This is a genomic window from Actinacidiphila polyblastidii (assembly GCF_036353415.1).
In the GTDB taxonomy this organism is placed as follows: Bacteria; Actinomycetota; Actinomycetes; order Streptomycetales; family Streptomycetaceae; genus Actinacidiphila; species Actinacidiphila polyblastidii.
Genome location: NZ_JAZEWV010000043.1, coordinates 1 through 21,679 on the forward strand (window position 1 = coordinate 1; position 21,679 = coordinate 21,679).

The 21,679-nt window shown below is 74.3% G+C and carries 21 protein-coding genes; 8 read left to right on the forward strand and 13 right to left on the reverse strand.

Features of this window, described 5'->3' with window-relative positions:
• Positions 1–81 precede the first annotated feature (81 nt).
• From V2S66_RS30470 to V2S66_RS30500, 7 genes are all read right to left on the reverse strand, one after another.
• The gene (locus V2S66_RS30470) at positions 82–2,172 is read right to left on the reverse strand and encodes an ABC transporter ATP-binding protein (protein ID WP_330799977.1); all 2,091 of its coding nucleotides are present in this window, start codon (positions 2,170–2,172) and stop codon (positions 82–84) included.
• Positions 2,169–3,158, reverse strand: coding sequence for an ABC transporter permease (locus V2S66_RS30475; RefSeq protein WP_330799978.1), 990 nt, complete (start codon positions 3,156–3,158; stop codon positions 2,169–2,171). The genes V2S66_RS30470 and V2S66_RS30475 overlap by 4 nt, the downstream gene beginning before the upstream one ends.
• Complete coding sequence (locus V2S66_RS30480; RefSeq protein ID WP_330799979.1) at positions 3,155–4,183, reverse strand: ABC transporter permease; 1,029 nt, start codon at positions 4,181–4,183, stop codon at positions 3,155–3,157. The genes V2S66_RS30475 and V2S66_RS30480 overlap by 4 nt, the downstream gene beginning before the upstream one ends.
• Before the next feature lie 7 nt (positions 4,184–4,190).
• Positions 4,191–5,909: an ABC transporter substrate-binding protein gene (locus tag V2S66_RS30485; RefSeq protein WP_330799980.1), complete on the reverse strand. Its 1,719-nt coding sequence runs from the start codon at positions 5,907–5,909 to the stop codon at positions 4,191–4,193.
• 138 nt (positions 5,910–6,047) lie between these two features.
• Positions 6,048–6,146, reverse strand: coding sequence for an Ms4533A family Cys-rich leader peptide (locus V2S66_RS30490; protein WP_330799981.1), 99 nt, complete (start codon positions 6,144–6,146; stop codon positions 6,048–6,050).
• A gap of 98 nt (positions 6,147–6,244) precedes the next feature.
• On the reverse strand, positions 6,245–7,699 hold the full coding sequence (locus V2S66_RS30495; protein WP_330799982.1) for a DUF3152 domain-containing protein: 1,455 nt from the start codon (positions 7,697–7,699) through the stop codon (positions 6,245–6,247).
• A gap of 8 nt (positions 7,700–7,707) precedes the next feature.
• Complete coding sequence (locus V2S66_RS30500) at positions 7,708–8,808, reverse strand: alpha/beta fold hydrolase (RefSeq protein WP_330799983.1); 1,101 nt, start codon at positions 8,806–8,808, stop codon at positions 7,708–7,710.
• 121 nt (positions 8,809–8,929) lie between these two features.
• Here V2S66_RS30500 and V2S66_RS30505 point away from each other — a divergent pair, with 121 nt between their 5' ends.
• The 3 genes from V2S66_RS30505 (at position 8,930) to V2S66_RS30515 (ending at position 10,543) form a co-directional block, all read left to right on the forward strand.
• Positions 8,930–9,238, forward strand: coding sequence for a hypothetical protein (locus tag V2S66_RS30505; protein ID WP_330799984.1), 309 nt, complete (start codon positions 8,930–8,932; stop codon positions 9,236–9,238).
• Positions 9,239–9,453: 215 nt separating this feature from the next.
• Entirely contained in the window at positions 9,454–10,095 is a 642-nt protein-coding gene (locus V2S66_RS30510; protein ID WP_330799985.1) for a TetR/AcrR family transcriptional regulator, read from the forward strand.
• A gap of 217 nt (positions 10,096–10,312) precedes the next feature.
• A complete protein-coding gene (locus tag V2S66_RS30515) occupies positions 10,313–10,543 on the forward strand; it encodes a DUF3107 domain-containing protein (RefSeq protein ID WP_330799986.1) in 231 nt (76 codons plus the stop codon).
• An 88-nt stretch (positions 10,544–10,631) separates the two neighbouring features.
• On the opposite strand, the gene V2S66_RS30520 is transcribed toward V2S66_RS30515, so the two are convergent.
• Positions 10,632–11,837: a hypothetical protein gene (locus V2S66_RS30520; RefSeq protein ID WP_330799987.1), complete on the reverse strand. Its 1,206-nt coding sequence runs from the start codon at positions 11,835–11,837 to the stop codon at positions 10,632–10,634.
• Positions 11,834–12,442, reverse strand: coding sequence for an RNA polymerase sigma factor (locus V2S66_RS30525; RefSeq protein WP_330799988.1), 609 nt, complete (start codon positions 12,440–12,442; stop codon positions 11,834–11,836). The genes V2S66_RS30520 and V2S66_RS30525 overlap by 4 nt, the downstream gene beginning before the upstream one ends.
• Before the next feature lie 195 nt (positions 12,443–12,637).
• Between V2S66_RS30525 and V2S66_RS30530 the strand changes: the two genes are divergently transcribed.
• Complete coding sequence (locus V2S66_RS30530) at positions 12,638–12,931, forward strand: hypothetical protein (RefSeq protein WP_330799989.1); 294 nt, start codon at positions 12,638–12,640, stop codon at positions 12,929–12,931.
• 73 nt (positions 12,932–13,004) lie between these two features.
• Here the strand turns inward: V2S66_RS30530 and V2S66_RS30535 are convergent, their stop codons facing one another.
• The gene (locus V2S66_RS30535) at positions 13,005–13,820 is read right to left on the reverse strand and encodes a ferritin-like fold-containing protein (protein ID WP_413966521.1); all 816 of its coding nucleotides are present in this window, start codon (positions 13,818–13,820) and stop codon (positions 13,005–13,007) included.
• A gap of 389 nt (positions 13,821–14,209) precedes the next feature.
• On the opposite strand from V2S66_RS30535, the gene V2S66_RS30540 reads away from it, so the two are divergent.
• From V2S66_RS30540 to V2S66_RS30550, 3 genes are all read left to right on the forward strand, one after another.
• Entirely contained in the window at positions 14,210–16,375 is a 2,166-nt protein-coding gene (locus V2S66_RS30540; RefSeq protein WP_330799991.1) for a DEAD/DEAH box helicase, read from the forward strand.
• Positions 16,376–16,575: 200 nt separating this feature from the next.
• The gene (locus tag V2S66_RS30545) at positions 16,576–17,463 is read left to right on the forward strand and encodes an alpha/beta fold hydrolase (protein ID WP_330799992.1); all 888 of its coding nucleotides are present in this window, start codon (positions 16,576–16,578) and stop codon (positions 17,461–17,463) included.
• A gap of 89 nt (positions 17,464–17,552) precedes the next feature.
• Positions 17,553–17,693, forward strand: coding sequence for a hypothetical protein (locus V2S66_RS30550; protein ID WP_330799993.1), 141 nt, complete (start codon positions 17,553–17,555; stop codon positions 17,691–17,693).
• A 136-nt stretch (positions 17,694–17,829) separates the two neighbouring features.
• Here V2S66_RS30550 and V2S66_RS30555 read toward each other — a convergent pair whose 3' ends face one another.
• From V2S66_RS30555 to V2S66_RS30565, 3 genes are all read right to left on the reverse strand, one after another.
• On the reverse strand, positions 17,830–18,438 hold the full coding sequence (locus V2S66_RS30555; protein ID WP_330799994.1) for a MarC family protein: 609 nt from the start codon (positions 18,436–18,438) through the stop codon (positions 17,830–17,832).
• Positions 18,439–18,572: 134 nt separating this feature from the next.
• Positions 18,573–19,430 (reverse strand): PHP domain-containing protein, encoded by an 858-nt coding sequence (locus V2S66_RS30560; protein WP_330799995.1) that lies wholly within the window; start codon positions 19,428–19,430, stop codon positions 18,573–18,575.
• Between the two features lie 128 nt (positions 19,431–19,558).
• Positions 19,559–20,197: a DUF6758 family protein gene (locus tag V2S66_RS30565; RefSeq protein ID WP_330799996.1), complete on the reverse strand. Its 639-nt coding sequence runs from the start codon at positions 20,195–20,197 to the stop codon at positions 19,559–19,561.
• 214 nt (positions 20,198–20,411) lie between these two features.
• On the opposite strand from V2S66_RS30565, the gene V2S66_RS30570 reads away from it, so the two are divergent.
• A complete protein-coding gene (locus tag V2S66_RS30570) occupies positions 20,412–21,677 on the forward strand; it encodes an MFS transporter (protein WP_330799997.1) in 1,266 nt (421 codons plus the stop codon).
• The last annotated feature ends 2 nt before the right edge of the window (positions 21,678–21,679 follow it).

Below are 21,679 nucleotides of genomic sequence, written 5' to 3' on the forward strand. Positions count from 1 at the left end.
GGGGGGGGGGGGGGGGCCCCCCCCCCCCACCAAAAGGGGTGAAGAGACGTAACTTCTCCCACTGCCACGCGTTTAGGTGACCTATGGTGTGGTCGCCATCACCCTCCGCAGTTCCCTGCGGTCCGCCCTGCGGTTCGCCGCGTCCGCCGGATCGAGCACCGGAACGGCCGCCAGCAGGGCCTGGGTGTACGGGTCCTGGGGCGCGTCGTACACCTCGTCGACCGTGCCGGTCTCCACGATCCGGCCGCCGCGCATCACCGCGACGCGGTCGCTGACCTGGCGGACGACGGCGAGGTCGTGCGCGACGAACACCATCGACAGGCCGAGGTCCCGCTGCAACTCGCCCAGCAGCGCGACCACTTGTGCCTGCGTGGTGACATCGAGCGCGGACACCGGCTCGTCGCAGACGATCAGCTTCGGCGCGGGCGCGAGGGCCCGTGCGATGCCGACGCGCTGGCGCTGGCCGCCGCTGAACTCGTGCGGGTAGCGGTGGTACCAGGCCGGGTCGAGGCCGACGCGCTCCAGCAGGTCGCCGACCCGCGTGACGATCTCCCGCTCGCTCAGGCCGCCCGCCGCGCGCAGCGGGTCGGCGATCGACTCGCCGATGCTGCGGCGGGGGTTGAGCGAGGAGACGGGGTCCTGGAAGACCATCTGCAGCTCGCGGCGGAGCGGGCGCAGCGCCTTGTCGCCGAGTCCGGCGATCTCCCGGCCGCGGTAGCGGATGCTGCCGGCGCTCGGGTCGAGCAGCCTGACGAGCATCCGGCCGAGCGTCGTCTTGCCCGAGCCGGACTCCCCCACCACGCCCAGCGTCTCGCCGGCCCGCACGGTGAGCGAGACGTCGTCCACCGCGACGAGGGACGTTCGGCCGCGCCCGAACTCGCGGCGCAGACCGGTGACTTCCAGCAGGGGCCGCTCCGCGGCCGGTTCGATGGAGTTCTCGCCCCGCCCGGACGCGCCCAGCACCCCGCCGGTCCGCGGCCCGACCACCCCGGTCGCACCCTTCGTACTCGCCGTCCCGGCCGCACTTTCCGTCCCGCCGCCGCCGGACCCGCTCGCGCCGCCCGGCGCACTGTCCCCGCCGGTCGCACCGGTTCCGCTCGCGCTACGCGGTGCACTGTCCGCACCCGCCGCGCGGGCCGTCCCGGTCCCGCCGGCCGCACCGGCACTGCCAGCCGCACCACTTGCCTCGGTCGTCCCGCTCCCGGCAACGGGAGCCGACGCCACCGCCGCGCCGCTCGCGCCGAGCGAGTCGGCCGCGCCGGGCCCGCTCGTGCCGCCCGGCGCACTGTCCGCACCGGCCTCGCCGGCGGGACCCGAGGCCCCCGCCGCGCCGCTCGCGCCACGCGCACGGGGGCGGCCCGCCGCCCCGACCGTAACCGGCGCCGCGAGGCGGGGGACCGCGGCGACGAGGGCGCGGGTGTAGGGGTCGTGGGGGGTGTGGAGGATGTCGGCGATGGGGCCGCGTTCGACCGCGGCGCCGTCGCGGAGGACCAGCAGCTCGTCGACGCTGCCCGCGGCCACGCCGAGGTCGTGGGTGACCAGGAGGAGGCCGACGCCGGCCTCGGCGCGCAGCTCGTGGAGCAGGTCGAGGATCTGCGCCTGGACGGTGACGTCCAGCGCGGTGGTCGGCTCGTCGGCGATGATCAGGCGCGGCTCGCAGGCCAGCGCCATGGCGATCAGCGCGCGCTGCCGCATGCCGCCGCTGAACTCGTGCGGCCGGGACCGGGCGCGCCGGGCGGCGTCGGGGATGCCGACCTGGTCGAGCACCGCCACCGCGCGGGCCCGCGCCGCCGCCCTGGACACCTTGTGGTGCACCCGGTGGACCTCGGCGATCTGGTCGCCGATGGCGTAGTACGGGTCAAGGGAGGACAGCGGGTCCTGGAAGATCATCGCGGCGGTGCCGCCGCGCAGCGCGCGCAGCTCCTCGTCCGAGGCGGTGAGCAGGTCGGTGCCGGCCACCCGCACGGTGCCGGTGACCCGCGCGCCGGTGCCGCGGTGCAGCCCGAGCAGGGCGTACGCGGTGGCGCTCTTGCCCGAGCCGGACTCGCCGACCAGGCCGAGCGCGCCGCCCGCGGCGAGCGTGAAGTCCAGTCCGTCCACGGCGGTGACGGGACCGCTCTCGGTCGGGAACTCGATCCGCAGGCCCGCGACCTCCACCAGGGGCGTCGTCATGCCAGCACCACCCTCCGGTCGGCCACGGCGTACAGCAGGTCGGCGATCACGTTGGCGACCACCACGGCGAGGCCCATCACCAGCACGATCCCGACGACCACCGGCAGGTCCTTCTGCTGGACGGACTCGACGAGCTTCTGGCCGAGCCCGGGGATGCCGAAGAGCGTCTCGGTGAGCAGCGCGCCGCCGAACATCGTGCCGAGGTCGAGCGCGGACAGCGCGATCACCGGGGCGACCGCGCCGCGCAGCGCGTGCCTGCGGATGATCGCGCCCTCCGAGACGCCGTACGCGCGGAACGTCCTGATGTGGTCCTCTGCCAGCGACTCCAGCATCGAACTGCGGGTCAGCCGGGCGTACTTGGCGGACTCGATGAGGGCGAGGGCGAGCCACGGCAGCAGCAGGTTCCAGGCCCACTGCTGGGGGTCGTCGGTCAGCGAGACGTAGGCCGGGTAGGGCAGCCACTGCAGCCAGGAGCAGAAGACGAGCAGCAGCAGGATGCCGATGATGAACACCGGGGTCGCGGTGCCGGCCAGGGTGAGGCCGGTGAGCAGCCGCTCGACGACGGTGCCGCGGCGCAGCGCCGACAGGATGCCGGTGCCGATGCCGATGACCAGCCACAGCACCATCGCGCCGAGCGCGAGCGATGCGGTCGCGGGCAGCTTGACGGCGATCAGGTGGGTGACCAGGTCGCCGCTGCGGTAGGACTGGCCGAGGCAGGGCGCGGCGCAGTGCAGGGTGCCGGTGCCGGTGCTGTAGTCGTGGCCGGCCACGATGCCCTGGAGGAAGTGCCAGAACTGCACGTAGACCGGGTCGCCGAGGCCCATCTGCTGCCGGATCTGCTCGACCTGCGCGGTGGAGCACTTGGGGCCGCAGGCGAGCCGGGCGGAGTCGCCGGGGGCCAGGTAGAAGACCGCGTAGAGCACCGCGGCCAGCACCAGCAGGACCAGCGCGGCCTGCAGGACGCGCCGTACGAGGAAGGCGGTCATCGGGCGTCCTCACCGTTCTTCCGGCGGCCGCGGCCGCGCCGGCCGGTGCCGATCCGCAGCCGGCTGGCGGCGCGCGGGTCGAGCGCGGTGCGCACGCCGTCGGCGAAGACGGTGAACGCCAGGGTCGTGGCGAACAGCAGCGCCGACGGCAGCAGCACGTACGCCGAGTCGGCCTGGTACCAGGTGGTCGCGCTGGAGAGCATCTGGCCCCAGGAGGGGGTCGGCGGGGTGACGCCGATGCCGAGGAAGGACAGGCCCGCCTCGGAGACGATGTTCGAGGGCAGCAGGATCGCCGCGTAGGTGAGCACCGGCGCGACGAGCGCCGGCAGCAGCTCGCGGCGCGCGGTGCGCCAGCCGCTGGACCCGGCGAGCCGTGAGGCGGCCACGTAGTCGAGCGACTTCAGGGTCAGCACCTGGGCGCGGACGATCTTGGCGATGCCGCCCCAGGCGAGCAGCCCGAGCACCAGCATCAGCAGCACCGGGCGGGGGAAGCCGCTGGGCACCACCGCGAGCAGGGCGATGGCGAAGACCAGGGCGGGCATGATGACGAAGACGTCGGTGATCCGGCTGAGCAGCCCGTCGACGAACCGCCTGCCGAGCCCGGCGAGCAGGCCGAACAGCACGCCGAAGAGCACCTGCAGGACGGTCGCGCCGAGCGCGACGATCAGCGAGACGCGGGCGCCGTAGGCGAGCCGGGCGAACATGTCGCGGCCGGTGCCGGGTTCGACGCCGAGCCAGTGGTGCGGGCTGACGCCGCCGAAGGTGCCCAGCGGCACGCCGCCGGACGCGGAGTCCACCAGCGCGGCGTGGTAGCTGGTGGTGTCCTGGCCTTCGAGCGCGGCGAGCAGCGGGGCGGCGGCCGCCACCAGGACGAACAGGACGATGACGGCGCCGCCGGCGACGGCCGCGCGCTGGGCGCGCAGCCGTCGCCAGACCTGCCGGGCCCCGGGGGGCGGCGCCGGCGCCGAGGCGTCGGGCCCCGGTGCGGCGCCGCCCCCGGCGGCAGCGAGTGCTTCGGTGGTCACGGCCGGGTCACGCCACCGCGACCTGGGAGATGTCGAGCACTCCGGTCCAGTCGCTGATCACGACGTTCTTGATGTCCTTGCCGAACAGCCGCTTGTAGACGGGGTGGTACAGCGGCACGGTCAGCGCCTGCCCGCCGATCTTCTTGTCCAGCGCGCCCCAGCGGGCGGCCGCCGCCTTGAGGTCGGTGATCTTGTTGATCGCGTCGATCTCGTTGTTCACCGAAGGGTCGTTCAGCTGGGCGTTGTTGTAGTTGTCGCCGTCCTTGACGATCTGCCGGCCGTCGAAGATCGGGCCGAGGAACGGCCCGCCGGACGGCCAGTCGGCGCCCCAGCCGGTGAGGAAGAAGCCGGGCTCGGTGGAGACGTTGTGGATCTTGTCGCCGTAGGCGTTGTGCTCCTCGCCGTCGAGCTTGACGTTGATCCCGGCGAGCTTGAGCGCCTCCTGCACGGCGGTGGCGACCTCGGGTCCCTGCTCGTCGCCCTTGGTGGTCTCGTGGGTGAGCGTGACGGTCAGCCCGTTCGGGTAACCGGCCTGCTTGAGCAGCTCCTTGGCCTTGTCCGGGGCACCGGTCCGACCCGCCGGGAAGGGGTCGTACGGCGTGTAGCCGAAGGACGGCTGCGCCGGCAGGAAGGTGGTGGCCTGGTCGTTGAGCGAGGAGCCGCCCTGCGCGTTGACGACGGTGGTGCGGTTGACCGCGTAGGCGATGGCCTCGCGCACCTTGATGTCGTCGAACGGCTTCACCTTGGGGTTGAACGCGATGTAGTCGGTGTAGCCGAAGTGGCCGGTGCCGACCCGGGAGGCCAGGTTCTTGTCGCCGCTGATCTTGGCGAGTTCGGCCGGGCCGAGGTTGGTGTCGGTGGTGACCGCGTCCGCGTCCTTGCCGACGCCCGCGGACAGCCGCTGGTTGATCACGGCCTGGTCGATGCCGGACTGCACGTCGATGGTGTCCGGGTAGGCCTTGCGCTGGCTGTCCGAGGCGGCCGACCAGTTGGGGTTGCGCTTGAGGACGATGTGCTCGCCGTTGTTCTCGTTGCTGACCACCTCGTACGGGCCCGAGGACACCGGGTGCTCGGCGTACTTGGTGCCGGTGTCCTTGGCCTTGGGGACCGGCGCGAAGGAGGTCTGGGTGGCCAGCAGCGGGAACTCGCCCTCGGGCTTGTTCAGATGGAAGACGATGGTCTTCGCGTCGGGCACCTCGATCGCGGACAGGCCCTTGGGGTCCTTGTACGGGCCCTGGTAGCCGGCCGCGCCGACCAGCCAGTCGCGCAGGTAGGGGGCGCCGCCGGACAGCTCGGGCGCGAAGGACCGCTCGATGTCGTACTTGATGTCGGCGGTGGTGATCGGCGTGCCGTCCTGGTACTTCAGGCCGTCCTTGAGGTGGTACGTCCACACGGTGGCGTTCTGGCTGGGCTCGCCGGTGTCGGTCGCCAGGTCCGGCGCGACCTTGGCGCCGGCCGCGCCGTTCGCGCGGGTGCGGGTGGTCAGCGTGCGGTAGACCAGCGAGGGCACGTTGCCGCCGCCGGAGGTGTACAGCCGGGCCGGGTCGAAGTCCTCCTGCGGCTGGTTGTTCAGCACGTACAGGGTGCCGCCCTTGTGCGGGGCGGCGTCCGCGCCGCCCTTCGCGTCACCCCCGCTCTTGGGGCCGCAGGCGACGGCCCCTCCGGCAAGGGCCAGACCGACGGCTATCACGCCCACCTGGCGGGACGTAACGGACAGATGACGCATCGTGCAACCTTTCACAGGCATGGCAGGGGGAGAGCGGCGCGCGGACGCGCCGGGGGCAGGCGGACCTGACCGGAACCGGCCCGGGGCGGAGGCTGCGCGCTTCGGCGCGCCTCTACGCGGCGGACGGGGAGGCGATGATCACCGACAGTGCACGTCGGCGACGCAGTGCGCGGCCACGCCGATCAGCGCCAGTTCGAAACTGGCGCGATCAGTGGGACCCACGTGGCGCTGCGGCATGGTCAGAAGAGTGCAGCGAAGCACCCCTGGATGTCAAAGCCGGATCAGGGGAAGCGATAAGGCTCACTTATAAGCGGCCGGCCCGGCGGCCGACGGGCCTACGGGAACGGCCAGGCGTTCGGCTTGCAGGTGGGGCCGCCGTCGAGGGACAGGAACTTCGTCTGCTGCATCATCACCGGGGCCGGCGCGCCCGCCTTCGGGCACCCCACGTGGTCGTGCCCGAGCCGGTGCCCGACCTCGTGGTTGATCAGCATCTGGCGGTAGGCGTGCATCAGCCGCGGGCCGTAGGTCGCGGCGCCCTGCGCCCACCGGTAGGCGTTGATCATCGTGCGCGGGGTTGACGCGGAGTCACATGACACGTTCTCAACCGACGTGTCCAGACCGGACTTCGCGCACCAGCGCGCGGTGGTGCCGGGGCTGGCGAGGGTGACCACCACGTCCGCGGGGCCCGTTGACACCCGCTCGAAGGTCATCGCGCCGCCGTGTCCCCAACTGCGCGGATCGTTCAGGGTCTTGAAGACGGTGTCGCTGAAGAGCAGCGGGTCGAGCGGCAGCCCCTTCTCCACGTCCACCCTGACCCGCATCACCTTGCCGCGGCCCGGCGCGGCCTGGTGCCCCGGCACCGTCACGAAGGCCCCCGACAGGCTCAGCTTCGGGTCCAGCGGGAACTGCTCGGCCATCAGCTGGTCGTAGGTGGGGGCCGGCGTCGCCGCGGCGGAGGCCGTGGGGGCACCGGTGGCCTGGGTGCGCTGCTGCGACCTCGACGCCTCGCCCGTGGCGGCGCGGGGGACGCCGTCGGCGTCCGTGCCGGCGCCCGCGCCCTTGGCGGTGTGCTGCTTCTCACTCGCGACCTGCCCGCCGACCACCACCGCGAGCACCGTCACCACGGCCGCCGCCGCGATGCCGCTGAGCGTGCGGCCCTTGCCGCCGCCCCGGCCCGGACGGGCCCCCGCGGCGCTCCCGCCGCTCCCGCCGCCGTCGCCGCCGTCGCCGTCTGAGCCGCCGGAGCCGTCGCCGTGCTGCTGCGCCCCGCCGCCGCGCACCGCGGTGACGGCGCGCGGCGGCCGGGCGGGCGCCGGCGCGTCGAAGGCGTCCACGAACTCCTGCCGCGGCCGCGGGACGGTCCGCCCGCCGCCGGGGCCGCCGGACCGGGGCTGCTGGCGGCCAGGCCCGCCCGTCGCGCCGTCGCGGGTCGGCGCCATCAGCTCCGCGGTGTCGTAGGGGGCCCAGTCCTCGGCCCACTCCTCGACCGGGTCGAGCGCGGAGCCGTGCGCGCCGGCCGAGCGGCCGGGGCGGCCCATGACCTGCCCCGACCAGCCGCCGGAACCGCCCCACGCACCGTGCTCGCGGTGCTCGGGGTGCTCCTGGCCGCGGGCGGCGAGGTCGCGCGGGCCGATGACCGCGAAGCCGCCGGTGTCCTCGGCCGCGCCGCCGCGGCGGCGGCGTCCGGTGCCCGCGCCGGCGCCGCTGGGCAGTGCCGGCGGGAGGGGGGCGCCGCCCGCGACCGGGTTGTCCCGGCCGTCCTGGCCGTCGCGCGCACTGTGTCTTCCCACGCCTTCGATCAGCTCCCGGTCGCCGCAGCGCTCGTGGGACCCGCGGCGGTCCCCGGTCCGGGGTCCGTCCACGCGTCCGTGCCGGTCCCCGTCCGCGCCGTGCCGGCCGCTCCGTCGCGGTGGGCCAGCTCCTCCAGCAGGTCGCGGAAGGCGCGGGCCACCAGCTCGGGGTGCTCCATCATCGCCACGTGCCCGCTGTCCGGGATCAGCAGCTGCCGCACGTCCCTGAAGGTCGTCGCGGCCCGCCGGGCGGTCCGCGCCGACACCAGCTTGTCCCGCCCGCCGTACACCAGCAGGGTCGGCGCCAGGACCCGCTCGGCCTGGCGCCACAGCGCGTGCTGGCCGGAGAGCGTGTAGGCGTCCACGATGCCGCGGGTGGAGCGGACCAGCACGTCCCAGAAGTACGGCAGCTCCAGGCGCCGCTGGTACTCCCGCACCGCCGCGAGCCTGACCGGCTCGCCGACCAGCGCCGGATCGCCGTAGATCAGGGCCATCAGCGCCGAGGTGCGCCGCTCCGGGGTCCAGCCGCGGGTGGCCCGCATGTACAGCTGCGGCAGGCCGGGCACCGAGATGAGGCCGGTGGGCCAGGCGGTGAGCTGCGGCGGCACCTCGGGCAGCGCGGGCGAGACCAGGGTGAGGGTGCCGACCAGGTCGGGCCGGGCCGCGGCGACCTTGACCGCGACCGCGCCGCCGAGGGAGTTGCCGAAGAGGTGGACCGGACCGCGCCGCTCGCGGTCGAGCAGCCGCACGACCGCGCGGGCGTGCCCGGCGATCGAGTAGTTCCCGTCGTCGGGCGGGGGCGAGTGGCCGAAGCCGGGCAGGTCCAGCGCCTCGCCCTGGACGGTGCCGGCGAGCGCGGCCATCAGCGCGGACCAGTTCTGCGAGGAGCCGCCGAGGCCGTGCACGAAGAACGCGGGTCCGGCCGCGGCGCTGTCCGCGCCGGCCGGACGCGGGGCGCGGTCCCGGGAGCGGACGAGCAGGCTGTAGCCCGGGAGCCGCACGGTGCGGGCCGACTCCCCCGGCGCCAGGACCGGTCCCGGCGCGGGAGCGGCCACCGGTGCCGCGGCCGCCGGCTCCACCGCGGGCGAGGGGGAATCGGTCGATCGCATGGTCCGATGTTACGAGACGATCACGTGTGCGAGCGCGTGTTCGCTGCCACAAGTGGTGAGAAGCCAGAAGGGGCGCAGGCTGGAAGCAGGGACACGAGCAGGTCCGAGGGACGGAGGCGCCATGTCGGAGGGGATCGAGAACATCCGCGGCATCGACGGGATCGACGGCATCGAGAGCGTCCGGCGGGAGGTGGACGCGATGGAGGAGGCGCTGGAGGGCGAGGACCGGCGGGACGCCGACCGGGAGCCCGACGCCGAGCGGAACCTGGAGGCCCCCGAGGCGGACAGCGCGGAGCAGCGTGCCGACCTGCTCCCGCAGGACGACGAGCCGGCGACCGCGGGCCGGGCCGACCGTGACGGTGAGGCCAACCCGGCGGACACCGCCGAGCAGCGCCGGGTGGCGGGCGTGGACGAGGAGGACTACCGGTGAATCGCGTCCGTGCGACGCCGCCGACGTGCGGGGCTGTCGCTCCGTGGTCCCAGGAAGTGAGAATGTCCGCCCGCACCGCGCACAGGGTCGTTACCGAAAAGTACGATGGCCGTCGCAGTGACGATGCGGTTCGTCGGCCGCGAGGCCGACCGGTTCGTCCATCGGTTCGTCGATCAGTTTCCTGATCGGTTCGTTTCGAGATCTTGGGAGGCGGCGTGACAGCCATCGAGCAGGCTCAGGCGCGGCCCCGTGGCACCCGTCTGCCCCGCCGGGCGCGGCGTGAACAGCTGCTGGGGGCAGCGCAGGAGGTCTTCGTCGCCCAGGGCTACCACGCGGCCGCGATGGACGACATCGCCGAGCGCGCGGGCGTCAGCAAGCCGGTCCTCTACCAGCACTTCCCCGGGAAGCTGGAGCTCTACCTCGCACTGCTCGACCAGCACTGCGAGTCGCTGCTGCACTCGGTGCGCAGCGCGCTGGCCTCCACCACGGACAACAAGAAGCGCGTCGAGGCGACCATGGACGCCTACTTCGCCTACGTCGAGGACGAGGGCGGCGCCTTCCGGCTGGTCTTCGAGTCCGACCTGACGAACGAGCCGGCGGTGCGCGAGCGGGTCGACAAGGTCTCGCTGCAGTGCGCCGAGGCGATCAGCGAGGTCATCGCGGAGGACACCGGGCTGGCCAGGGAGCAGTCCATGCTGCTGGCCGTCGGCCTCGGCGGCGTCTCCCAGGTGGTCGCCCGCTACTGGCTGGCGTCCCGCAGCGAGGTGCCGCGCGACACCGCGGTACAGCTGCTGACCTCGCTGGCCTGGCGCGGCATCGCGGGCTTCCCGCTGCACGGCACCGACGCCCACCACTGAGCGCCACCGACCGGCACCGACCGGCACTGCGCGGCTCGGCCGCCGCGGCCGGCAGGGGGCGCCGGGGCGGCTGCGCCCGCCCGATCCGGGACCGTCCGCGCGTGTTCGCTCACGGCGTGGACCGTCCGCCGATTCCGGACCTGCCCGCCGGGCTAGGCTTTGCTGCGTACGGCGCGATCAACCGCGCACACCGCAGACCATCGGAGGTAACCCAGCCGTGGAGGTCAAGATCGGCGTGCAGCACGCGCCGCGCGAGATCAGCATCGAGAGCGCGCAGTCGGCCGCGGAGGTCGAGAAGGCGGTGGCCGACGCGCTCAGCGGTGCGTCCAAGCTGCTGTCGCTGGATGACGAGCACGGCCGCAAGGTGCTCATCCCCGCGGACCGCCTCGCCTATGTCGAGATCGGCGAGCCCGCCACCCGCCGGGTGGGCTTCGGCGCGTCGCTCTGACGCCTGCACCACAGCGTGCCCGAAGGGGGCGGCGTCCCGGCCTGAGCCGGGACGCCGCCCCCTTTCGCCGTGTGCGGGACGCTTCCGCTCAGCGGCCGGGCACCGGGCCCGGCACGGCGAGCGGGTACGGCCGCCACAGCGCGCCGCCCGGGAGCGTGCCGGCGGTGTCCGTGACACCCACCGCCCTGCGGGCGTACTCCCAGGGCCAGTCCTTGCCCTGGTCGTGGGACACCGCGAGTGAGCCCTGGTAGGCGTAGGTCCGCGGGTTCAGGAACAGGTACTGGGTGAAGTGGTTGACGATCTTCCCCCCGTCGGAGAGGTGCAAGGTGAACGCGTAGTCCATGACCAGGGTGGTGCTGGGCCGGCCGTAGGCGTCGTCCATCGGCTCGCCGAGCAGCCGCAGGCCCGGGATCAGTGCGAGCGCGCGGTAGAGCGCCGCGTCGATCCGCGCCGGGATCACCGGCATCTCGTGCAGGAGTTCGACGATGTTGGTGAACTGCTGGCTGGGGGTGAGCGTCGCCGGGACCGGCGGGGGCTTCACCGGGGCCAGGACGGTCACGCGCTCGCCGTTCCTGACGCCGCTCGTCAGGCCCGTCGGGAACTGGGCCGCGATCGTGGCCGCCCGGAACCGCGGGTCGGTGGAGATCCGACGGAGCAGGGCGTGCGGCTCCGTCGGCAGCCGGGACAGGGTGTCGTAGGCGGCGATCGGCTCGAAGCGCAACTGCGCGCGGCCGGACCTGTCGGGGAAGGACTTCTCCATGTCGATCTTCGGCGTGAAGGCGACCGGCTCGCGCGGGGCCGCCCACAGGTCGCCCGCGCCGTGCACCCACGTCGGGTTGTAGCCGCACTTGCGGTTCATGCAGCCGACCTCGTCGTGCAGCACCCACTGCTCGGGGCGCGGCCTGACCGCCGGGGTGTTCTGCGCGGTGGCCGCCGCCGCCGCCAGCACCGTGGCGACGGTCTCGGGACCGTGCGACGCCTGGTCGCGGGTCCCGGAGCCGCCGCCCGGCAGCGCGACCAGGACGCCCGCGGCCAGCGCCGCGGCCGTCGCGCCGGCGAGCAGCGCCCGGCGGGCCACCGGGTGGACCGGGAGCCAGTTCCACCGGGTCCGGCCGGCGCGGGCAGGACCCGCCTGCGACTCCTGTGCGGCCGCGGCCGTCAGCCGCCACCGCCCGGCCGCCAGAGCGGCGGCGCCTGCCTGCGGCGCGTCCCCGCGCAGGGCGCGCAGCGCGGTCAGGTCGGTGTCGTCGGCGCGGGACGCGCCGCTGTCCGTGCGGTCGTCGAGGTCGTTCACCGCTGGTCCTCCGGTTCCGTCGGCTGGGTGGGGTCGACGCCGCCGAGGGCGGCGCGCATCTTCTTGCGGGCCCGGTTGAGCCGGGAGCGGACGGTGCCGAGGGGGATGCCGAGCGCGGTCGCGACCTCGTCGTACGAGAAGTCGGCCCAGGCGACCAGAAGCAGCACGTGCCGGTCGCCGTCGGACAGGGCGCCGAGCGCCGCGGCCAGCGGGACGCGGGCCGCCTGCGCGGCCACCTGGCCCTCGACGCTGTCGGCCCAGGAGGCCGCGACCGGGTCGACGCCGGTACGGGCCAGCGCCCGGTAGGCGCGCACCTCGCTCCTGCGGTGCCGGCCGATCAGCCGGGCGGCGATGCCGTACAGCCAGGGCCTGGCCTCGCGGCGGGCGGCGTCGTAGCGGGCGCGCTCCCGAAAGGCGATCAGGAAGGTCTCGCCGACCACGTCGTCGGCCGGCCCGGCGCCGAGCCGGCGCAGGACGTAGCGGTGCAGGCCGGCCGCGTGGCGGTCGTACAGCTCCGCGAACGCCTCGGGCTCCGCGGTCGATCTCGCTATCAGGTCCGCGTCGTCGAGGGCGCCCGCAGGGGGATGCTCAAGAGGGGCGATCACACAGGGCTCCGTCCGCCGGTCTTCGCGCCGAGCGCCGGGGCGACGCTCACCCCTTGTTGCCCGAAGGCCGCCGGCGGGTTCACACGGACGGGTGGGGACGGGCCGCGTCGGGCCCAACACCGTTTTGTCCGGGGCCCGGTGGGGGTAGGACCGTACGGACCGGTCCGTGCCCGACGTACCACCGGAGGGATCAGGATGCTGTTCTGGGAAGCCGCCGCTTATGCCGCGCTCGGGCTGCTCGCCGCATGGGCGGCCGGCCGCCTGCTCCCCGCGCGGCTGCCCGCCGGTCCGCTGCCGTTCGCCACGGGCGCCGTGGCGGGGCTGGTGGGCGGGCTGGTGACGCACACCGTCCTCGGCGGCGCCGAGTTGGCGGCCACGCTGCCCGCCGCCTTCGGCACCGCGGTGGCGCTGCTCAGCCTGCTGGCCAGGCCGGCGGCGCGGCGCGGGCGCCATTCGCGCCATTCGAAGGTCCGCGCGTCCGGCGCCTGAGCGGCTGCCGGACGCGCGTCCGTGAGGCGCCCGCGCGGGGCGCGTCCCCGAGGTCCGGGAAGGCGGCCCGCGGTCAGGCGGCCAGGCCCAGCGCCGCCATCCGCTTGGTGTGCGCCTCGGTGATCCGGGAGAACATCCGGCCGACCTCGGCCAGGTCGAAGCCGTCCGCCACGCCGCCGACGAGCATCGTGGAGAGCGCGTCGCGGTCGGCGACCACGCGCTGCGCCTGGGAGAGCGCCTCGCCCATCAGCCGCCGCGCCCACAGCGCGAGCCGGCCGCCGACCCGCGGGTCCGCGGCGATCGCCGCGCGGACCTTCTCCACCGCGAAGGTGGCGTGCCCGGTGTCGTCCAGCACGGCGAGGACCAGGGTGCGGCTGTCGGAGTCGAGGCGGACCGCGACCTCGCGGTAGAAGTCGGACGCGATGGAGTCGCCGACGTACGCCTTGACCAGGCCCTCCAGCCAGTCGGAGGGGGCGGTCTGGCGGTGGAATCCGTCGAGCGCGGCGGCGAACGGCTGCATCGCCTGGTGCGGCGCCTCGCCGACCTCGGCCAGCCGGTCGCGCAGCCGCTCGAAGTGGTGGAACTCGGCCGCGGCCATCGCCGCCAGCTCCGCCTTGTCCTCCAGCGTCGGCGCGAGCTTCGCGTCCTCCGCGAGCCGTTCGAACGCGGCCAGCTCGCCGTACGCCAGCGCGCCGAGCAGGTCCACGACGGCGGCCCGGTACTGCGGCTCGGCGGCCGCCGAGGCCCAGTCCTGGGCGGCGACCCCGGTGGCGGCGGGCCCGGACTCCGGCTCGGCGGCCGGCTGCGCCGCGGGCTGGGCTGCGGGCTGGGCTGTCGGCTCGGCGGTCGGCACTGCGGCGGTCTCGTCAGGCGTCTCCATGCTGCGCACAATAGCCAAGGTCCCGGCACGCCGGGAGCACAGCGGTGAGCGCGCCGTCCATCGCCCCGCGGCGGCCCGCCGCACGGCGATGCAGTCCCGAACGAAACATTTGATCGGGTGCAGCTACGTGTTTCGGGGGTATGGTGGTAATGCACCTGTCGGTAATCGGCGCGTTCTGCGATCATCCGGCGGGCGACGTGTGCAACACCTGGATGCCCGGTCGGTGGCCCGATCGGCTCCGAACCGACCGCCCTCCCGCCATCGGGAGGGGCCCACTCGCGGCATGAGCGAGGGCAGCGGTCCCGCGCCCCCGCGGCCGGCCTACGGCCGCACGTCACCATCTGCGCGGTCAGTGACCGGCGCCGTTTCCCTACGGTGTGCCGGCTGCTCGACCCCCCTTGCCGCACAGTGCCGCGTCTCACAGAAGAGGCAACATCCTGACCACCACGACCTTCCGCAGCCTCGGCATCCTCGCCGAGACCGCCGAGGCCCTCGAGGCCGTCGGCATCATCACCCCCTTCCCCATCCAGGAGATGACGCTCCCGGTCGCCCTCGCGGGCAACGACGTCATCGGCCAGGCCAAGACCGGCACGGGCAAGACCCTCGGCTTCGGCCTCCCGCTGCTGGAGCGGGTCACCGTCGCCGCCGACGTCGAAGCCGGCCGCGCCACCGCCGAGCAGCTCACCGACGCCCCGCAGGCGCTCGTCGTGGTGCCCACCCGCGAGCTGTGCCAGCAGGTCACCAACGACCTGCTGACCGCCGGCAAGGTGCGCAACGTGCGGGTCGCCGCGATCTACGGCGGCCGCGCCTACGAGCCGCAGGTCGAGCAGCTGAAGAAGGGCGTCGACGTGATCGTCGGCACGCCCGGCCGGCTGCTGGACCTCGCGGGCCAGAAGAAGCTCAACCTCAAGCACGTGAAGAGCCTGGTGCTGGACGAGGCCGACGAGATGCTCGACCTCGGCTTCCTGCCGGACGTCGAGAAGATCATGGCGATGCTGCCGGTCCGCCGGCAGACCATGCTGTTCTCGGCGACCATGCCCGGCGCGGTCATCGGCCTGGCCCGCCGCTACATGTCGCAGCCCACGCACATCCGCGCCACCGCGCCGGACGACGAGGGCGCGACGGTGCGCAACACCACCCAGCACGTCTTCCGCGCGCACTCCATGGACAAGGTGGAGCTGGTCTCCCGGGTGCTCCAGGCCGAGGGCCGCGGCCTCGCGATGATCTTCTGCCGCACCAAGCGGACCGCGGCCGACGTGGCCGAGCAGCTGGAGAAGCGCGGCTTCGCCTCCGGCGCGGTGCACGGCGACCTCGGCCAGGGCGCCCGCGAGCAGGCGCTGCGGGCGTTCCGCAACGGCAAGGTGGACGTGCTGGTCTGCACCGACGTCGCCGCCCGCGGCATCGACGTCGAGGGCGTCACGCACGTGATCAACTACCAGACGCCCGAGGACGAGAAGACGTACCTGCACCGGATCGGCCGCACCGGCCGGGCCGGCGCCTCGGGTATCGCGCTCACCCTGGTGGACTGGGACGACATCCCGCGCTGGCAGCTCATCAACAAGGCGCTCGACCTGCCGTTCCCCGACCCGGAGGAGACGTACTCCACCTCCGCGCACCTCTACGAGCTGCTCCGCATCCCCGAGGGCACCAAGGGGATACTGCCGCGGGCCGACAGGACCCGGGCGGGCCTGGACGCGGAGGAGGTCGAGGACCTCGGCGAGACCGGCGCACGCGGGCCGCGCGGTGGGCGCGGCGCGCGGGACGGCGGCCGTCCCAAGGGCGCTTCCGCGCCCGCGGGCGCCGATTCCGCCGAGCAGGAGCGTCCCGCGCGGACCCGGACGCCGCGCCAGCGGCGCCGTACCCGCGGCGGGAGCGCGGTGCAGGAGGCGGCCGGCGCTCCGCAGAGCGTGGACACCGTGGCGGACACCGCCGCGGCCGGGACCGACGAGGCGCTGCGCCCGGCGCCCCGCAGGCGCCGCCGCGCCCGCACCGGGGGCGTGTCCGCCGAGGCCGTGACGGCTGTCGCCGTCGCCGAGTCGCCGGCGCAGTCGCCCGCCGAAACCCTGGCCGAGGCCGTCGCCGCGCCGGCGCCGGTCGTCGTCGAGGAGGCCGTCGCGGCCGAGCCGGCCGTCAAGACGCCGCGCCGCCGCACCCGCAAGGCCGCCGCGGCCGTGGACGCCCCGGACGACGCGGCCCCCGCGGTCGCGACCGTGCCCGCCCCGGCGGAGGCGGTGGACGCCGAGGCCTCCGAGGCCCCGGTGGCCAAGGCCCCGCGCCGCCGCACCCGCAAGGCCGCCGTGGCCGTGGACGCCCCGGACGACGCGGCCCCCGCGGTCGCGACCGTGCCCGCCCCGGCGGAGGCGGTGGACGCCGAGGCTTCCGAGGCCCCGGTGGCCAAGGCGCCGCGCCGCCGCACCCGCAAGGCCGCCGCGACGGTGCCCGCTCCGGCGGACGCCGCCGACACCGTGGCCGCCGTGGCCGCCGACGACGCCGAGGCCCCGGTGGCCAAGACGCCGCGCCGCCGCACCCGCAAGGCCGCCGCGGCCGTGGAGGCCACCGACTGATCCGCGGTCCCGTCACGTCACCACCGCCCCGGCGGCCGGTCCTCCCGGCCCACCGGGGCGGTGGTGCGTCCGGCTCCGGGCGGCGCCGCCGGGCGCGAAACCGCGCGGACCGGCGCGGATCGGCGCGGATCGGCGCGGATCGGCGCGCGGGGAAAATCGACGGCAACCCGGTGGACATACGGGACGCGTAGCCTCAGCGCATGAGCCGACCCACCTCGCTGGCCCTGCCGCCGAACGCCACCCCGTGCGCGCTGCGCACCTCGCGCGGCGAGTTCGCGGTGGTGGACGCGGTGCCCGCGGCGCGGGAGCGGGGGGCCGCCCTGCTGGTGCCCGGGTACACCGGCAGCAAGGAGGACTTCCTCGACCTGCTCGCGCCGCTGACGGCCGCCGGCTTCCGGGTGGTGGCTGTGGACGGCCGCGGCCAGCACGAGACCCCGGGGCCGCGCGACGAGGCGGCGTACGCGCAGAAGGAGCTGGCCGCGGACGTGCGTGCGGTGGCGGACGCGCTCGGCGTGCGCCCCCTGCACGTGCTGGGCCATTCGCTGGGCGGCCACATCGTGCGGGCAGCCGTGCTGGAGGAGGGCGGCGGCGCCGGCCCCTGGGCCTCGCTGACGCTGATGAGCTCCGGGCCCGCCGCGGTCTGCGCCGAGCAGCAGGTCCGCACCCGGATGGCGGTCGACTTCCTGCCGACGACCGACATGGAGTCGGCCTGGCAGGCGATGCGCGCGATGGACGCGGAGAACGGCGCCCGGCCCGAACTCCCTTCCTGGCTGGAGGAGTTCCTGCACCGGCGGTGGGTGACCACCGTTCCCGAACAACTGATCGCCACCGCACGCCAGTTGATGACAGAACCGGACCGGGTCGGCGAACTGGCCGCCGTGCCGCTGCCGAAGCTCGTACTGTCCGGTGAGGTGGACTACGCCTGGCCGGTGGCGTGGATGGACGAGATGGCGGTCCGGCTGGACGCGCGGCGCGTGGTGATCGAGGGCGCCGGGCACTCCCCCAACGCGGAGCGTCCGGCCGAGACGGCGGCCGCGCTGATCGCGTTCTGGAACGGGGCGTCCCGGCGGCCGCCGGCAGGTAGTTAGGCCGGATAAGAGTTTCTTTAGCGTAGGGAATAGTTTGAAGGGGGTGTTCGTTGACCACACATGTAACGCGCGACGAAGGGAGAAGCCCCATGCGCTTTGAGATCATGCGACTCGACGACATAGACGGCAGCGCCGTCGACAGCACCGTCGTGGACGCTGCCGCAGTCAACGAGGTGGTCCAGCAGGCAGCCGCCCTGGGCCAGCGTATCTACATCCGCCCGGCGGACTGACGCACATCCGCTCCCCGCACTGAGCGGCACCGCCCGCAGGCGGCCCACGCAACGGCGCCCCGTACAGCATGGACGTACGGGGCGCTTTCGCATGTCCGGACGGGTGCGGCGGTCCCGCGGCGCCCGCCGCAGGGCGTCAGCCCTCGCCGTGGATGAAGCCGAAGATCCCGTTGGCCACCGACTGGACCGCGATCGCGGACAGCAGCATGCCGGAGAGCCTGGTCACCAGCACCACGCCGCCCTCCTTGATCAGCCGGATGATCGCCAGCGAGTACCGCATGGTCAGCCAGAGCACCACGTGCATCACGATGATCGCCAGCCAGACCGAGGTCTGCGCCGCGAAGCCGTCCGCGTGCTGGACCGCGAGGATGACCGTGACGATCGCGCCGGGCCCGGCCAGCAGCGGCATGCCGAGCGGCACCAGGGCGACGTTGACGTCCTTGGTCTGGGTCGGCTCCTCGGCCTTGCCGGTGAGCAGGTCGAGCGCGATCAGCAGCAGGAGCAGCCCGCCGGCCACCCGCAGCGCGGGCACCGAGACGTGCAGGTAGTCCAGGATCTGCTGGCCGCAGATGCCGAAGACGGTGATCACGCCGAGCGCGACCGACGCGGCCTGCCAGGCCATCCGGCGCTGCACCTTGGCGGCGCGGCCGGAGGTCAGCGCGAGGAAGATCGGCGTGATGCCGGGCGGGTCCATGATCACGAAGAGCGTGACGAAGACGGAGCCGAAGAGGGTGACGTCGAACATGGTGGAGCTTCCAGTCGTACGGAAGCACCCCGGTCGGCCGGGGCGCGGGCGAGGGGCCGGTGCGCGGGCGCAGGCGGTGGCTGCTGTGCGAGGCGCGCGGGCGGTGGGCGGGAGGGCGGTGCGGACGTGGACCGCTAGACCGCCGAGATGGGCTGCGCCCCGGTCGCGCGCCGGGCGATCTCCCGGTAGACCTCGGGGTCGGTGACGCAGGCGCCGAGCGGTACGGGCTTGCGGCTGCCGTGGTAGTCGCTCGACCCGGTGGCGAGCACGCCGAGGTCCGCGGCCAGTGCGCGCAGCCGGGCCCTGGTGGGCTCGTCGTGGTCGACGTGGTCGATCTCCAGGCCGTCGAGCCCGGCCGCGGCCAGCTCCGCGATCACCGGCTCCGGCACGGTCTCGCCGCGCTTGTGGGCGCCGGGGTGCGCGAAGACGGTGACGCCGCCGGCCGCCTTGACCAGCCGCACCGCGTCGAAGGGGTCGAGTTCGTGCTTGGGCACGTAGGCGCGGCCGTCGTTGGCGAGCCACTGGTCGGTGAAGGCGTCGGAGACGGTGGCGACGACGCCGAGGTCGACCATGGCGGTGGCGATGTGCGGCCGTCCCACCGAGCCGTCGCCGGCGATCGCGGCGACCTGCTCCCAGGTCACCGGGACGCTCAGCTCCTGGAGCCTGGCGACCATCGCGCGGGCCCGCGGCACCCGGTCGTCCCTGACGAGTTCGCGCTCGCGGTGCAGGTCGGGGTCGGCGGGGTCGAAGAGGTAGGCCAGCATGTGCATGCTGATGCCGCCGACCTCGCAGGACAGCTCGGCGCCGGTGACGAGGGTCAGCGGGGCGTCCAGTCCGCGCAGCGCCGCGGCCGCCTCGCGGTGGCCGGCGACCGTGTCGTGGTCGGTCAGCGCGACCACGTCCAGTCCGGCGGCGGCGGCGTTCCGCACCAGGTCCGCCGGGGTGTCCGTGCCGTCGGACGCGGCGGAGTGCGTGTGCAGGTCGATACGCACAGTTCACTCCGTGGGACGTCAGGGCGGGGGGACGGGCGCCAGCATAGCGTGCGCCATCCCCGTCGACGGCAGCCCCGTCGACGGCAGGCCCGGTCCCGGCAGACCCCGCTCGACGCGGCCTCGGCGGCTCAGCTGAGCAGGCGCGGCGTCAGCGCCCCGCACGGCAGCAGGTCGACCTCGGCGCCGGCGTCCCGCAGGTCGGTGAGGACCAGTTCGTCGTACATCAGCAGCCCGGTCTCCTCGGGCCAGACGACCGCCCAGAGCCAGAGCCCGCGGGCCTCGCCGGCGAAGACCACCCGGTCCGCCGGGGCGCCGCCGACGTGCCAGAGCGGTGTGGGCCGGCCGGCCGCGAGGACCTTGGCGTGCGGCGGCTTGTCGACGCACATGGCCGGTCCGGGGTCGGGCCCGTCGATGCCGGCGAAACGCGCACCGAGGCCGACGCCGAGCTCCTCGGCGATGAGCATGAGTTCTCCCGGGCCCCCGAGCGGTCCGGGCCCTGAGCAGACGACCGCGGTCGCCCGGCCGCCGCTGCGGTCGTCGCCCACCGTGGCGACGCCGGAGAAGAGCCAGCCGACCGGCAGCGGCCAGGGCATCCAGACCGGCACCTGCGAACGGTTCACCACGACGCCGAGGGCCTCGACGCTGGGAGGCACCACCGGTTGCAGCGGATACACGGCCCCGTGCGCCGCGCACTGCCAGGAGTCGGAGAAGAGTCCGGGCACACGGACCCTGCCACCGCACTTCGGGCAACTGGGTTCGCCCCTCATAAGGCCCCACGGTCCTCCTGGCCTGTGCCCGCGTCAAGGACGATCACCCGTCCGGGCCCGTTCCGACCGCAGGATCGCCCCCGTAGACCACTCCGGCACCACAAGGTGCACGGTGTCCGCACCGTCGGCGGTTGCATTAGTTGCTAATACCAACCTAATATGTGTACACCACAACTACTTCCGTCGCCGTCCCCGGGCGAGAAGGGATTCGGGCATGGACACCGAGTTGGACACGGGCAGGAACAGCGGCGAGGCCGCCGCGAGGGAGCGGACCGGCCTGCTGCACCAGCCGACCGCCGTGTGGGCCACCGCGGGCGCGGCCGTCGTCGCGTTCATGGGCATCGGCCTGGTCGACCCGATCCTGCCCTCGATCGCCAAGGGCCTGAGCGCCACCCCGAGCCAGGTCTCGCTGCTCTTCACCAGCTACTTCCTGATCACCGCCGTGGCCATGCTGGTCACCGGCTTCGTCTCCAGCCGGATCGGCGGCAAGAAGACGCTGCTGGCCGGGCTCGCCCTGGTGGTGGTCTTCGCCGGACTCGCCGGCACCTCCGACTCGGTCTCCCAGCTGGTCGGCTTCCGGGCCGGCTGGGGCCTGGGCAACGCGCTGTTCGTCTCCACCTCGCTGGCCGTCATCGTCGGCGCGGCCAGCGGCGGCGCGGCCCAGGCGATCCTGCTCTACGAGTCGGCGCTCGGCCTCGGCATGGCCTGCGGGCCGCTGCTCGGCGCGGTGCTCGGCGACATGAAGTGGCGCTACCCGTTCTTCGGCACCGCCGCGCTGATGGCCATCGGCTTCGTCGCGATCGCCTTCTTCCTCAAGGAGCAGCCCAGGCCCGCGGCCCGCACCTCGCTGCTCGACCCGATCAAGGCGCTCGGCCACCGGGGCCTCGCCTCCGCGGCGGCCTCGGCGTTCTTCTACAACTACGCGTTCTTCACGGTGCTGGCCTTCACCCCCTTCGTGCTGAACATGTCGCCCTACCGCTCGGGCGCCGTCTTCTTCGCCTGGGGCGTGCTGCTCGCGGTCTTCTCGGTGCTGGTCGCCCCGCGGCTGCAGGGCAGGCTCGGTTCGCTGAGGGTGCTGGGCGGCTCGCTGGTGCTGCTCGCCGCCGACCTGGTGGTGCTCGGCTACGGCAGCCACACCACCGCGGTCGTCTGCACGATCGTCTCCGGTGCGCTGATCGGCCTGAACAACACCGTGTACACCGAGCTGGCGCTCGGCGTCTCGGACGCGCCGCGCCCGGTGGCCTCCGCCGGGTACAACTTCGTCCGCTGGTTCGCGGCGGCGGCGGCCCCGTACCTCGCGCCGAAGATCGAGGAGTGGACGGACATCCACATCCCGTTCGTCGTCGCCGCGCTGGCCGCGCTGGCCGGCGCGGGCGTCATCGCGGTACGCCGCCGGCATCTGACGGTCGTGCACGGCGAGGACGTCGTCGCCCGCTCGCCGCGCCCGGCCCACGAGGCCCCGGCGTCCCAGCCGGCGTGACG

Coding starts and splice junctions, on each gene's coding strand:
- V2S66_RS30555 (WP_330799994.1), bottom strand. CDS start 18,438: ATGTTCGACGTCACCCTCTTCGGCTCCGTCTTCGTCACGCTCTTCGTG.
- V2S66_RS30470 (WP_330799977.1), bottom strand. CDS start 2,172: ATGACGACGCCCCTGGTGGAGGTCGCGGGCCTGCGGATCGAGTTCCCG.
- V2S66_RS30475 (WP_330799978.1), bottom strand. CDS start 3,158: ATGACCGCCTTCCTCGTACGGCGCGTCCTGCAGGCCGCGCTGGTCCTG.
- V2S66_RS30485 (WP_330799980.1), bottom strand. CDS start 5,909: ATGCGTCATCTGTCCGTTACGTCCCGCCAGGTGGGCGTGATAGCCGTC.
- V2S66_RS30545 (WP_330799992.1), top strand. CDS start 16,576: ATGAGCCGACCCACCTCGCTGGCCCTGCCGCCGAACGCCACCCCGTGC.
- V2S66_RS30530 (WP_330799989.1), top strand. CDS start 12,638: ATGCTGTTCTGGGAAGCCGCCGCTTATGCCGCGCTCGGGCTGCTCGCC.
- V2S66_RS30505 (WP_330799984.1), top strand. CDS start 8,930: ATGTCGGAGGGGATCGAGAACATCCGCGGCATCGACGGGATCGACGGC.
- V2S66_RS30550 (WP_330799993.1), top strand. CDS start 17,553: ATGCGCTTTGAGATCATGCGACTCGACGACATAGACGGCAGCGCCGTC.
- V2S66_RS30570 (WP_330799997.1), top strand. CDS start 20,412: ATGGACACCGAGTTGGACACGGGCAGGAACAGCGGCGAGGCCGCCGCG.
- V2S66_RS30565 (WP_330799996.1), bottom strand. CDS start 20,197: ATGAGGGGCGAACCCAGTTGCCCGAAGTGCGGTGGCAGGGTCCGTGTG.
- V2S66_RS30500 (WP_330799983.1), bottom strand. CDS start 8,808: ATGCGATCGACCGATTCCCCCTCGCCCGCGGTGGAGCCGGCGGCCGCG.
- V2S66_RS30490 (WP_330799981.1), bottom strand. CDS start 6,146: ATGCCGCAGCGCCACGTGGGTCCCACTGATCGCGCCAGTTTCGAACTG.